This is a genomic window from Vibrio qinghaiensis (assembly GCF_002257545.1).
GTDB classification, from domain to species: Bacteria; Pseudomonadota; Gammaproteobacteria; order Enterobacterales; family Vibrionaceae; genus Vibrio; species Vibrio ordalii.
On record NZ_CP022741.1, the window covers coordinates 894,713 to 907,962 of the forward strand.

Annotated in this window: 12 protein-coding genes and 1 pseudogene; 1 reads left to right on the forward strand and 12 read right to left on the reverse strand. The window is 46.7% G+C overall.

Annotated elements, in window-relative coordinates; genetic code table 11:
* Nucleotides 1–22: 22 nt before the first annotated feature.
* Nucleotides 23–1,348, reverse strand: coding sequence for a Na+/H+ antiporter family protein (locus tag CCZ37_RS04265; RefSeq protein ID WP_010318473.1), 1,326 nt, complete (start codon nucleotides 1,346–1,348; stop codon nucleotides 23–25).
* A gap of 21 nt (nucleotides 1,349–1,369) precedes the next feature.
* Complete coding sequence (gene rnt, locus CCZ37_RS04270) at nucleotides 1,370–2,029, reverse strand: ribonuclease T (protein WP_010318472.1); 660 nt, start codon at nucleotides 2,027–2,029, stop codon at nucleotides 1,370–1,372.
* Between the two features lie 202 nt (nucleotides 2,030–2,231).
* Here rnt and motY point away from each other — a divergent pair, with 202 nt between their 5' ends.
* Nucleotides 2,232–3,113, forward strand: a complete 882-nt coding sequence (motY, locus tag CCZ37_RS04275; RefSeq protein WP_010318471.1) for a flagellar protein MotY — start codon at nucleotides 2,232–2,234, stop codon at nucleotides 3,111–3,113.
* A gap of 107 nt (nucleotides 3,114–3,220) precedes the next feature.
* On the opposite strand, the gene gloA is transcribed toward motY, so the two are convergent.
* From gloA to fvtA, 10 genes and pseudogenes are all read right to left on the reverse strand, one after another.
* Entirely contained in the window at nucleotides 3,221–3,637 is a 417-nt protein-coding gene (gene gloA, locus CCZ37_RS04280) for a lactoylglutathione lyase (protein WP_017043475.1), read from the reverse strand.
* A gap of 168 nt (nucleotides 3,638–3,805) precedes the next feature.
* Nucleotides 3,806–4,441: an endonuclease III gene (gene nth, locus CCZ37_RS04285; protein WP_094499830.1), complete on the reverse strand. Its 636-nt coding sequence runs from the start codon at nucleotides 4,439–4,441 to the stop codon at nucleotides 3,806–3,808.
* Nucleotides 4,442–4,468: 27 nt separating this feature from the next.
* Nucleotides 4,469–5,161: an electron transport complex subunit E gene (locus CCZ37_RS04290; RefSeq protein ID WP_010318468.1), complete on the reverse strand. Its 693-nt coding sequence runs from the start codon at nucleotides 5,159–5,161 to the stop codon at nucleotides 4,469–4,471.
* Nucleotides 5,154–5,792, reverse strand: coding sequence for an electron transport complex subunit RsxG (gene rsxG, locus CCZ37_RS04295; RefSeq protein ID WP_013857283.1), 639 nt, complete (start codon nucleotides 5,790–5,792; stop codon nucleotides 5,154–5,156). The genes CCZ37_RS04290 and rsxG overlap by 8 nt, the downstream gene beginning before the upstream one ends.
* An 8-nt stretch (nucleotides 5,793–5,800) precedes the next feature.
* Nucleotides 5,801–6,846, reverse strand: a pseudogene (gene rsxD / locus CCZ37_RS04300) (electron transport complex subunit RsxD).
* Nucleotides 6,846–8,936, reverse strand: a complete 2,091-nt coding sequence (rsxC, locus tag CCZ37_RS04305; protein WP_094499831.1) for an electron transport complex subunit RsxC — start codon at nucleotides 8,934–8,936, stop codon at nucleotides 6,846–6,848. Before rsxC ends, rsxD begins: the two are co-directional and overlap by 1 nt.
* 8 nt (nucleotides 8,937–8,944) lie before the next feature.
* Nucleotides 8,945–9,532: an electron transport complex subunit RsxB gene (gene rsxB, locus CCZ37_RS04310; protein WP_010318464.1), complete on the reverse strand. Its 588-nt coding sequence runs from the start codon at nucleotides 9,530–9,532 to the stop codon at nucleotides 8,945–8,947.
* 1 nt (nucleotide 9,533) lies between these two features.
* A complete protein-coding gene (gene rsxA, locus CCZ37_RS04315; RefSeq protein WP_010318463.1) occupies nucleotides 9,534–10,115 on the reverse strand; it encodes an electron transport complex subunit RsxA in 582 nt (193 codons plus the stop codon).
* 157 nt (nucleotides 10,116–10,272) lie between these two features.
* Nucleotides 10,273–10,980 carry a 4'-phosphopantetheinyl transferase family protein gene (locus CCZ37_RS04320; protein ID WP_094499832.1) on the reverse strand — a complete coding sequence of 236 codons (708 nt, stop codon included), beginning with the start codon at nucleotides 10,978–10,980 and terminating at the stop codon, nucleotides 10,273–10,275.
* A gap of 139 nt (nucleotides 10,981–11,119) precedes the next feature.
* The gene (fvtA, locus tag CCZ37_RS04325) at nucleotides 11,120–13,201 is read right to left on the reverse strand and encodes a TonB-dependent siderophore vanchrobactin receptor FvtA (protein ID WP_094499833.1); all 2,082 of its coding nucleotides are present in this window, start codon (nucleotides 13,199–13,201) and stop codon (nucleotides 11,120–11,122) included.
* Between the last annotated feature and the right edge of the window lie 49 nt (nucleotides 13,202–13,250).

Here is a 13,250-nt window from a genome sequence, read left to right on the forward strand (position 1 = left end):
TGTGCTCGTTAACAGGGTTTGACTAAAGGATCATTGCCGCAATCCAGCCAAACACAATCAGTGGAATATTATAATGGATGAAGGTTGGAACCACCGTTTCCCAAATATGTTCGTGCTGGCCATCCGCATTTAGGCCTGACGTTGGCCCCAAGGTGGAATCTGACGCTGGAGAGCCAGCATCGCCCAACGCAGCAGCGGTACCCACTAGCGCAATGGTCGCCATAGGCGAAAAGCCAAAGGCGAGGGCGAGGGGCACGTAAATGGTTGCGATGATTGGAATCGTTGAGAAGGATGAACCAATGCCCATAGTGACCAACAAACCGACGATCAGCATTAATAAAGCCGATAACGCTTTGTTGTCGCCAATGCTTACTGATAAGGCTTCGACGAGCGACTCAACGCCACCGGTGGCTTTCATTACGGCGGCAAATCCGGCCGCTGAAATCATAATAAAGCCAATCATGGCCATCATATGTACACCTTTGGTGAACACATCGTGCGTCTCTTTCCACGCAATCACACCACCAAAGGTGAAGACCATAAAACCAGCCAGTGCGCCGATGATCATTGAACCTGTGGAGAGTTGTACGGCAAGTGCCGTGATAATACCGAGCGCGGCAATCAAAATATGCTTTTTGTTGATCGCTTTTGGTTCGGTATTAATGACGGTATGTTCCGTCTCTTGATACTGGCGAGGTTTACGATAGGTAAAGAAAATGGCGACCAGTAAGCCAAAAATCATCCCAGCGGCGGGTAGCAGCATGGCAATCGGCACTTGGCTTGCCGTTACGTTTTCAAGGCCATTATCGCGTAAATTCTTGAGCAAGATATTATTGAGGAAAATCCCACCAAAGCCGACAGGCAAGACCATATAGGGCGTGATAAGGCCAAAAGTGAGCACGCAAGCAATCAGGCGACGGTCAAGCTTCAGCTTGGCAAAGACGCCCAATAGCGGTGGAATTAAAATCGGAATAAAGGCGATATGGACAGGAATGATATTTTGCGATGACATGGTAACCAGAACCAGCGCGACCAGAACCGCATACTTCAAACCTGTGGTGGCCGCGCCATGCTCTTTGCCATGGATACGCTTAATCACGTTTTGCGCCAGTAAGTCAGTAATACCAGATTTAGAAATCGCGACGGCAAAGGTGCCTAGCATCGCATAACTTAGTGCGATGGTTGCACCGCCGCCTAAGCCACTTTCAAATGCAGAAACAGCGTCATTTAAACTCATCCCTGCAACTAAACCACCGACGATCGCACTGAATGTTAGTGCGACGACGACATTGACCCGCATCAGCGCAAGAAGCAGCATGATGCATACAGAAATTACTACAGGATTCATATATTTCTCGGTTAGTTGTGTTTACTTGTTATTGTTTTCTGAAGGTTCAACAAGTGGCCATCCGCCAAGGGCCTTCCATTTGTTGACGATACCGCAAAAAAGTTCGGCTGTTTTTTGCGTATCGTATAGCGCTGAATGCGCTTCTCTATTGTCAAATTCCATCCCAGCGGATTTGCACGCTTTGGCCAAAACGGTTTGCCCATAGGCTAAACCACTTAGCGCAGCGGTATCAAAAGTCGCAAAAGGGTGGAAAGGGACTCGTTTTAGCTTGCAGCGTTCACTGGCTGCCATCACGAAATTCAAGTCAAAGGTAGCATTGTGCGCCACCATGATCGCGCGGCTACAGTCATTGTCGCGTTGCTCTTTTCGGACTAGCTTATAAATTTCTCTGAGTGCTTCGGCCTCGCTGACGGCACCGCGTAATGGGCTAAATGGGTCACGAATGCCATTAAACTCAAGCGCCTCTTTTTCAAGGTTGGCACCTTCAAAAGGCTCAACATGAAAGTGAATCGTCGATGCTGGGTGCAGATCACCTTGTTCATCCATACGCAACGTAATCGCGCAGATTTCTAATAGTGCATCGGTCTTTGCATTGAAACCGGCTGTTTCGACGTCGATGACGACGGGAAAATAACCGCGGAAACGCTTTTTCAGTGTCAATGCTTCATTTACTTCAGTCATGCTAGCTCTTGGTTGTGTGAGAGGGCTGGCATTATTACAGATTCTTTCTACGATAAAAACCAAACACGTTAATAAATGCAGGTTTCACTATGCGTTGGATAGTGCGGTGATGTGGCTAGATTTTTGCATTAACTTAGTCAATAGAAAGCGAAGCGGCAATTTTCCGCCATCGTTGTAGTATCGCTCGGAGAATAAAATCGTTATGAATAAATGGGTTACTGCCACTATTGTGATGACCAGCATACTGACATCTTTTGCCCCTATGGCGATGGATAAGCGTTATGTGGCAACACCACAGCAGTCTACGTGGCAGATGGTGACGAATACCCCTTTAGAGTGCCGTTTGGTCCATCCGATCCCTAATTACGGTGACGCTGAATTCTCTTCACGTGCGAATAAGAAGATTAACCTCGATTTTGAACTCAAAATGCGTCGTCCAATGGGCGAAACTCGCAATGTAAGTTTAGTGTCATTACCACCGAGTTGGCGTCCGGGTGAGAGTGCAGACCGTATTACCAATTTGCAATTCTTCAAACAGTTCGATGGTTACATCGGTGGTCAAACAGCTTGGAGCCTGCTCAGTGAGTTGGAAAAAGGACGCTATCCAACCTTTAGCTACCAAGATTGGCAAAGCCGAGATCAGCGTATTGAAGTGGCTCTCTCGTCGGTACTGTTTCAAGATAAGTACAATGTGTTTAGCGATTGTGTGAGCAATTTGCTGACGTACAGTTTTGAAGATATCTCATTTACGATTCTGCATTATGACCGCGATAATGTGCAACTCAATAAAGCTTCGCAAAAACGGCTTGCGCAAATTGCCGACTATATTCGCTATAACCAAGATATTGATTTGGTGCTGGTTTCTACCTATACCGACTCTGTTGATAGTCGAGGAGTGAGTCAGGATCTTTCTGAGCGTAGGGCTGAGGTATTAAGAGATTACTTTAAATCACTGGGGTTACCTGAGGATCGCATTCAAGTGCAAGGCTATGGTAAACGTAGACCGATCGCCGACAACGCATCACCCATCGGCAAAGATAAAAACCGTCGCGTGGTTATCTCATTGGGCCGAACAATTATCTAATAACGCTAGAGCAAAAAAGCAGCCCATTTTAAAGGCTGCTTTTTGTGATGTTATCCGGGAAACCTTACGCATCTAGTTTATATAACTAGCCGATGCTGCAAAGAGGCTTATCCTTCTAAACCTGCTGATGCTTGTTTGTTTTGGATAAGTTCAATCATGTAACCATCAGGATCTTTCACAAAAGCGATATGCGTGGTGCCACCTTTTACTGGGCCAGCTTCACGGGTCACATTACCTCCAGCTGCTTTAATCGCGTCACAGGTGGTATACACATCTTCAACACCAATCGCGATGTGGCCAAAAGCACTACCGAGGTCATAGCTTGTGGTGCCCCAGTTATAGGTCAGTTCGATCACCGCACCCTGAGATTCATCGCCATAACCCAGAAATGCCAATGTGTATTTGTATTCTGTATTTTCATTAGTACGAAGCAGTTGCATACCCATGACCTTGGTGTAAAACGCGATCGATTTTTCTAAATCGCCTACGCGTAGCATGGTGTGCAAAATACGACTATTTGACATGTTGAGCTCCTAACTTTCTGATGAAATATCTATCTCCACCCGACCACTGTGGCGATGATGTTGGCTTACGTCCACCCACTCCAATCACAGAGTTTATCTATGTTCAAAGGAATTTGTTTACTTACTGCCTACTTGCAGAGTTGAGTCTTTTGGGAATCTGGTTAAATTTTATAGGTCAGTTTTATCAGAGAATTCGCAAAGATCTTCAATGATACAACTGCCACAACGCGGCTTTCTTGCGACACAGGTGTAGCGACCATGTAAGATCAACCAGTGATGAACATCAACTTTGAATTCTTTAGGGACGACTTTGAGCAGCTTTTGTTCCACTTCATCAACATTTTTACCCAGTGCAAACTTGGTTCGATTTGAAACACGGAAAATATGCGTGTCAACGGCGATGGTTGGCCACCCAAAAGCGGTGTTCAATACCACATTGGCTGTCTTTCTGCCAACGCCGGGCAGCGATTCTAATGCTTCACGGCTCTCTGGCACTTCTCCTGCGTATTGATCCAATAAGATACGGCAAGTTTTGATGACGTTTTCTGCTTTAGAATTGAATAAACCAATGGTTTTGATGTATTGCTTTAGCCCATCAACGCCAAGCTCAAAGATGGCTTGTGGCGTATTAGCAATAGGGTAAAGTTTGTCAGTGGCCTTATTAACGCTGACGTCAGTCGCTTGAGCGGAAAGCAGTACTGAGATCAGTAACTCAAACGGTGTGCTCCATTTTAGCTCGGTTTCTGGCTTAGGGTTATTGGCCCGTAAGCGCTCGAGGATCTCGACTCGTTTGACATTATTCATCGTTTGGAAAACTTCCTTATGATTTCGCTAAGCGTTGGTGACGCGTGCTCGTTCTATGACGGGCTTTTGTTCTTTAGGTTGGCGAGCAGCCAGATTTTTATCGATGATATTTTTAGCTGCAATCAAAAAGCCAACACCAATAAACGCTCCAGGCGGCAGGAGCGCAAGCAAAAAGCTGTTGTCAAAATGGAAGACCTCAATGCGTAAAATGGTTGCCCAATGACCCAGTAATAAATCAGCACCATCAAACAGTGTGCCATTGCCAATTACTTCACGCAGTGCGCCCAAAATGACCAGAATAGTGGTCATTCCCATGCCCATCCAAAATCCATCTTGTGCTGAAGGCAATACTGCATTTTTTGAGGCAAATGCTTCGGCGCGACCGATGATGATACAGTTGGTCACAATCAGAGGAATGAAGATCCCTAGCGATAGGTACAGGCCGTAAGCGTAGGCATTCATTAACAGTTGTACGCAAGTTACTAGTGCGGCGATGATCATCACAAACACAGGGATACGAACTTCTTTGGGGACATAATCTCGTACTAATGAGATGGTGACATTTGAACAAACGAGAACCAGCAATGTCGCAACGCCTAAACCTAGCGCATTGGTGACAGTGGAAGAAACCGCTAGTAAAGGGCACAGTCCAAGTTGTTGAACGAGCGCAGGGTTGTTGCTCCACATCCCATTTTTAATCAGTGTCTTATGATCACTCATTGCTGGCTCCTTTACAGTCAAAAGGTTGTGCTAATAGTGCTTCTCGATGTTGATTCACAAACTGAGCGGTATTTTTCACCGCTTTGACGACGGCTCGCGGCGTAATCGTCGCTCCAGTAAACTGATCAAATTGTCCCCCATCTTTTCGCACTTTCCAAGTCTCGATATTTTGCTCAGTGACTTGCTTGCCAGTAAAGCTCAATATCCAATCAGTGACGCGTAAATCTATTTTGTCACCTAACCCCGGTGTTTCTTGATGAGACAGAACGCGAGTCCCTGTGATGGTGCCATCGTGCTTGATGCCAATAATTACCTTGATCGCGCCGTTATAGCCATCAGGTGCGATGGCTTCAATAGCCAGTCCACTCGGTTCACCGTTTTGTGTGGCAATATAAGCGTGCATAGGTTGGTCTGTACCAAGTGCAGGGTCAGTCACCAGTGTACAGGATTTGTACAGTTCGTTGTCGTGCAAACTGTGCGGGATCACTTGGTTTAAAATCGATTGCAGTTGAATCTGCTCTTGCTTGGTTATTTGATCTTTTGTTAGGTATTGGGTTAACGCTACAACACCTGTTGAAGCACAGGCAAAGATAGCGAGAATCAAACCGTTATTGCGAATGGCGGTTAACATAGCGCTCCTTAATGCCCGTAGGTTCGAGGTTTAGTGTAGTAATCAATCAGTGGGACACACATGTTGGCAAGTAATACAGCGAAGGCTACTCCGTCAGGGAAGCCCCCCAACTGCGGATAATGAAAATCATCATGCCAATAAATGCGCCGTAAATTAAGCGACCTTTGACGGTTGTGGAAGCGGTGACAGGATCGGTTGCGATAAAAAAAGCGCCGAGCATGGTCGCGCCCGAGAGCAAATGAAACAAGGGCGAGGCGGTCGCTCCCGGCTCAATAAGCGCAGTGAAAGCACTTGCCATTACTAAACCACACAGCACCGCAATCGGGATGTGCCAGTTGATCACACGCAGTTTGATCAATAATAAGCCGCCAGCTAAATAGGCAAGGTTAACCCATTCCCAGCCAACCCCAGCTAACCCACTAAATTGAGGCTGGCTCATCGCTTCATGCAGAGTCTCACCGTTATGTAATCCGGTTTTTACGGCGTCCAATGGGGTGGCCATAGTGACACCATCGATACCCGTTCGGATTTGTTGTAGTGATAAACCTTCTACGTTGAAGCCACTGAAAATAAGTGAAAATGCATCACTAAACGAGCTAGGATCCGGTGCTAATTCCGTTGGAGCAATCCAACTGGTCATTTGCACAGGGAAAGAGATAAGCAAAACCACATAAGCAATCATGGCGGGGTTGAATGGGTTTTGTCCTAGTCCGCCGTATAAGTGTTTTGCAATAATGATGGCAAAAATAAGGCCAATAAAGATAACCCACCAAGGGGACATCGGAGGAATGGCAATGGCCAGAAGCCAAGCCGTGACCACGGCGCTGTAATCTTTGATTGCCAACAGTGGTGAGCGCTTACGCAGTAGCATAACCGCAGATTCAAAAGCCAAAGCGATGATGATAGCGAGCATCAGTTGAATGAGAGTACCCCAACCAAAGAAGTAGCTTTGCGCGATAAGCCCCGGTAAGGCGCACAAGGCGACCCACTTCATCAGTTCTGATGTGCTGCGTTTGCTGTGTGCATGGGGGGAGCTGGCAATAAAAAAGGCCACTAATTATTCTCCTCAGAATTATGATTGTTTTTCGCTTGTGCCGTTTGCTGCTCGGCCTTGCGTGCTTTGGCGCGAGCAATGGCGGCAGCGACTGCCGCTTTTTTGGCATCCTCAGGTTGAGCAGGCACAGGTTCAAGCGTTGGCTGAGGTTCACTCGGCGCCGTTTGCTGTTCTGCTTTGCGCGCTTTGGCGCGAGCAATGGCGGCAGCGACTGCCGCTTTTTTGGCATCCTCAGGTTGAGTTGGTGCAGCTTCAAGCGTTGGCTGGCGATCACTTGGCGCCGTTTGCTGTTCTGCTTTGCGCGCTTTGGCGCGAGCAATAGCAGCCGCGACTGCCGCTTTTTTGGCATCACCAGTTTCTGCTGGTGGCGCATCAGCACTGGTTTGCTGCGCTTTTTTCTCGCGAGCTTGACGTTTGCGCTCTTCGCGCAATTTAACCATTTCAGCGTTATCTGGCTCGACTTGACCTGCTTGCAGTGCTTCGGCTTGCTTGGCTTTAGCGCGTGCAATAGCCGCAGCAACAGCGGGTTTTACGGCGCTTGGGTTGTTTTCTGTTTGTGCTTTTTGCGCTTGAACGCGAGCGATGGCCGCCGCAATCGCATCGTCGCCGCCTGTGTGTTTCATCTCTTGACGACGTTCATCGGCTGCTTTTTTGAAACGATTCTCGCGATCGGCTTTATCGCGTTCTAAACGTGCTTTTTTCTCTTCGAAACGTACTCTGGCACGTTCAGCGGCTTCTGATTCTTGTTGGCGAGTTTTTATCTCGGCCTTGGCTTGACGATAGTATTGCACCAATGGAATTTCACTGGGGCAAACATAAGCACAAGCCCCGCACTCAATGCAATCTTTGAGGTTCAGTTCTTCACACTTATCATATTCTTCCGCTTTCGCGTGCCAGAACAATTGCTGAGGCAATAAGGAGGCCGGGCAGGCTTCCGCGCACTGACCACAGCGAATGCAGGCCATTTCATGTTGTGAAGAGGCAATCTCTTTACGAGTGGGTGCCAGAATGCAGTTGGTGGTTTTGGTGATCGGAACTTGTGAATGAGGCAGGGTGAACCCCATCATCGGGCCGCCCATGATAAGACGCGGTAATTTTTTATCTGCCTTATAGCCAAATTGTTCGAGTAAATATTGTACGGGTGTGCCTAATAAAACCCAGACATTCCGGGGCTGTTTAAACGTATTGCCCGTTAAGGTGACTACGCGGTTAATCAGGGGTTCGCCATCCATGACGGCGCGTTTAATCGCGTAGATAGAGCCAACATTTTGTACCATCAAGCCAATATCGGCTGGAATTTTACCCGCAGGCACTTCTTGGTTGGTCAGCAATTTAATTAACTGCTTTTCACCACCAGAAGGGTATTTGGTTGGGATCACGCGGATCACGATGTCTTTATGTATTGCGGCGGCTTCTAACGCTTGAATTGCTTCAGGTTTGTTATCTTCAATACCGATGATGGTTAATTTGGGCTTAAGAATGTGCTCTACAATACTGATCCCATCGATGATCTCTGCGGCATGGTGCTGCATGAGTACATCATCGGCCGTGATGTAAGGTTCACATTCGGCGGCGTTGATGATCAAAATATCAGTATGAGCGAGGCCTGATTGCATTTTTTTTGCAGTAGGAAAGCCGGCGCCGCCCAACCCTGAGATGCCAGCTTGACGAATGATTTCAATCAATTGCTCTGGGGAGTGTTGTCGATAATCAGCCAGTGGTGCGCGCACTGCCCACTCATCTTGCTGATCAGGTGTGATGACAATACACATTTCACTTAACCCAGAAGGGTGCGCCGTGGTGCGCGGTTCAATGGCGGTAATGATGCCAGAGGTTGAAGCGTGTACAGGCAACATGAAGGTTGAGGTGTATTGTGTCAGTGGTTGGCCTTTGAGTACTTTATCGCCAACACTGACCAGTAAATCACCGGCTCGGCCAATATGCTGTTTGAGTGGCAAGACAATTTCTTGCGGTATACTGGCATGAGTGAGTGCCGTTTGATTTGATTGTTGTTTATTTTCTGGCGGGTGAATGCCTCCAGGGAAGTTCCAGAGAGTGCCAGCTTTGATTTGTTCTATTAATGACAACATACCAATCCTTAATTCACGCTTTTCTGCGCACGTGAGGCAGAGTCGGTAACATCAACAACAGCAATCGCGTTCATTTGCCACTTCCAAGTATCGGTCGTAGTTTCTACCGGGATCATTTCAATACAGTCCGTTGGGCAGGGAGCAACACACAGATCACAGCCAGTACATTCTGACTTGATCACGGTATGCAGAGCCTTAGTTCCACCAACAATGGCATCTACGGGACAAGCTTGAATGCATTTTGTACAACCGATGCACATATCTTCATGAATGAAGGCAACGGTTTTGACCTTATTATCAAGATCATGCGCAGACTCTTCGGCTTCAACGCCCATTAAGTCAGCCAATTTTTCAATGGTTGCTTGGCCGCCGGGCGGGCATTTATTGATTTTATCGCCATTGGCAATGGCTTGTGCATAAGGGCGACAGCCCGGATAGCCACATTGACCGCATTGTGTCTGCGGTAAAATCGCATCAATCTGATCGACGATAGGATCGGCTTCTACTTTAAAGCGAATAGAGGCAAAACCTAAGATAGCGCCAAACACAGCGGCCAATGCGACAAGTGCAAGAATAGCGATGAGTATTGTGCTCATATTACAACTTCACCAATCCTGTAAAACCCATGAAGGCGAGTGACATAAGACCTGCGGTTATCATAGCAATGGATGCCCCTTTGAAGGGCGTTGGTACGTCGGCTACGCCGATGCGTTCGCGCATGGAAGCAAACAGAATCAATACCAATGAGAACCCAACCGCGGCACCAAAACCATAAATAATGGATTGAATGAAGTTATGATTTTCGTTGATGTTGAGAAGCGCAACCCCAAGTACCGCACAGTTGGTGGTGATAAGAGGAAGGAAAATCCCGAGCAGGCGATATAACGTTGGGCTGGTTTTGTGTACCACCATTTCGGTGAACTGCACCACCACGGCGATCACTAAAATAAAGCTCATGGTGCGTAAGTACTCAATACCTAACGGTTTAAGGACATAGCTTTCTACTAAATACGCACACACTGACGCTAGAGTTAGCACGAAAGTCGTCGCTAACCCCATCCCTATTGCGGTTTCTAGTTTTTTTGATACGCCCATAAAAGGACATAGCCCTAGAAACTTTACCAGTACAAAGTTATTGACCAGCACAGTGCCGATTAATAACAAAAAATATTCGGTCATAGTTATATAAGTCTTAAGTTCCGATCTGGTGATTATCGTGCTTTGCCAAGCGAATAACAACCAAGGAAAGATAAGGTTTTATACCTTTGACGGAATTTTGTACGCTGCTACGCCAGTATTAGGTTGATATGGGGCGTTATAAAGCAGTGTCAGCCGGCTATTTTTTATGTGTCGAAAAATGGGCTTGACTTAAATAACACCAAGTCAGTACATACTCACTGTCAGGCCAGTGGTAACCAACGCTGATTGTGTATGACGGGTTTAAAAAAGGGTGAAGATCAGTGTGAATCTGAAAAATGAGCCGCTTGGCGTGTTTGTCAACGTGGATCAGCTCTACCACGTGAAAATCAAGAACCTGTTCAACCCATGGATAAATGGCTTTATAAATCGATTCCTTCGCGGAAAAAATCAGCGTAATAAAGCTCGCTAATTGGGCAAAGTGATGAGCAAAAATGTGCTCTGCGGGTGTCATTACTTGCTGGCGAATATCACAGAGCCATTCATCTCGTATGAGTTGTTCAATATCAATACCAAGAGCGGCACACGCTTGAGTCTGGTGAGTGGCGGCTGCGATAGCGTAGCCATGGCAATGGGATATTGAGCCTACGATATTTTGCGGCCAAACCGCTTGATTCCCCTTGCCAATCTCTAACGTTAGCGACTGTGATTGATCCAGTTTGGTTAGGCAGTGTTTTGCACACATCCTGCCAGCTAAAAATTCACAATGGCGTTTTAGCACGGCTTGGTTTAAAGAAGAGGGCAGGGAGATCCCTTGCTCTTCAAGTTTATTTTTGTATTCAGGTAGATACTTCACTTCAAGCTGGTGGTATTGGATGAAAGATGGCCAGTTTGGAATGATGAGCATGCCTATTTTACCTATCGAGTGAGTGAACTTGTTCGATGCGTCGCCTGCGTGGTGACGTTTATCTCAGATTGAGTGAAAAATCACTCCCCCAGTCAAAAACAAAGTGTTGATGTCTAGGAGAGTGAGTCAGAGTGACTAACTAGAACTGGTAATCAGCGACTATGCCAAAGGTGCGTGGACCACCGACTTCGTAGAGATCACTTTTCTGGCGAATCACGTACTCTTCATCAGTGACGTTTTTCACGTAAGCGCGAATAGTCAAATCGTTGAGAGTGTAACCTGCATTCAGATTGAACACGGTGTAATCGCCAGCCGTTTTACTCTCTGTGTTGGCTAAATCGGTATAGTAATCGGAAACGTGGTTAACACGAGCACCAAAAAATAGACCAGAATCTAAGTGTTGAGTAAAGCCCGCACCTGCAGACAGTTTAGGAGCGTAACTGAACTCATTGCCTGAGAGATTGGTGGAGGTACCGGTTGGTCCTTCGCTGATGTCCGTTTTAAGAAGACCGACAAACGCAAACAGGTCGAGCCCAGAATCAAACCAGTAAGAGGCTTCAACTTCCGTACCGTAAGTTTTCCCTTTCGGTATATTGGTGATATAGGTGTCGAAGCGTTTTCCGCTCTCACCAGAGACCGAAGTTTGATAATTTTTGTAGTCGTTGTAGAACAGGTTAGCAGTAAGATCCAGCTTGTCATCCAGGAAGCTTGAACGAGAACTTAGCTCGTAGCTCCAGACTTTTTCTTGTTCAAAAACAAAAACTTCTTCTTTGTACTCGTTATAGCCTAATCCACCAGCATTGTAGCCTTTACGGGCCGTAAGACCGAGGGTGGAGTGATCTGAGACATCAAGTAATAGACCAATCTTAGGCAATAGGATGCCGTCATCTTCATCGGCTTTAAAATCGAGTGGTAGGGTAGCGTGATCGAAATCTCGCTTCAGTTCATCTCTTTCATAACGTGCACCTAATAATAGCTGCCAGCGATTATCCAAACGAATTCTTGAGTCAAAGTAGATTGAGTTGGTTAAAACTTCATCTTTACGTTTTAATGAATCTGTTTCGGTGTATTGATCTTTGAAGAAGCTGGCTAGGCCTAGAATCGCATTGTACCTTTCATCAAGTGATTGATATGTAAGCTTTGCTTCTGCGGTGTAGTTATCTTCATCCACATCACCATACCAATTAGTATCAGGATAAGCTTTGAACTTGGTGGTGTAGTTACGATGGGCGACTAAAATATCCGTTGTCAGTTCATCATTAATCACATAATTGACGTCTAGGTTGATATTCCAGCTTTTGGTTTCTTGGCGACGCGTGCCACTTTTGCTATGCAGTTCAAGTGTGCCCGGCTTGGTAACGAAGTTGGTATATTGCCCCTCTTCATTACGGCTACCAACCGTTAGCTTGGCTGTTAGCTTGTCATTTCCTTGAGGTTTCCACAATAATTTACCACGGACATTATAGGATTCGAGCTCGGAAGGATCCCAAGGGTACTGATCGCCGTTAGGCAGAGAGTAATCGATAGGGGTATTGCCTTTGGTACCTTCGGCGGCAAGACGAAACGCTAAAGTATCTTCAACCAGAGGTGCCGACACGACCCCTGCGAGATGATATTTACTGTCTTCATTTTCATAACCAGCGCGAACTTTACCCTCACGGTGGAACGTTGGATCCTTAGTTTTGATCACAACCGCACCGGCAATACTATTTCGGCCTTGGTTGGTGGATTGCGGCCCTTTATAGACTTCCACTTGTTCTGTATCCCACAGTCCAGCTTTACCAAACGCTTCTCCAGACCAAGATTCAGACACGCCGTCTACCGTGGTATTGACGCGAGGTGTTGCGCCTGTCATGAAGGTCAGAAAACCTTCGCCGGGGCCACGTCCATCGACCCCACGAATGTGTGGAATGCCCGAAGGTGCATTGAGTACGTTGGGTACGCGGTCGAGCAGATCGTAGTAATCTCGGCTTTCACCATCATCCATTTCATCGGTGAATAGGGTGAGCGAACTGGTGTTTTCGGCCAGTGTTCCTCCCAATTTCTCACCCACCACAACCACAGTATCTTGCTTTCTCTGCGGCTCTTTTTTTTCGAGCTGTTCCGCGACAACATTTGCGCTAGTACTAACGCAGAGGATGCCAATCAGTGTGGCGAGTTGAGTCTTATTGATATTTCTGACTGCCTTACCACTACCGTTATTCATATCCATGGGCTTCATGACCTAAAAGTTCCTTAATAGAAAAAATGATGTTACTGCAACCATTATC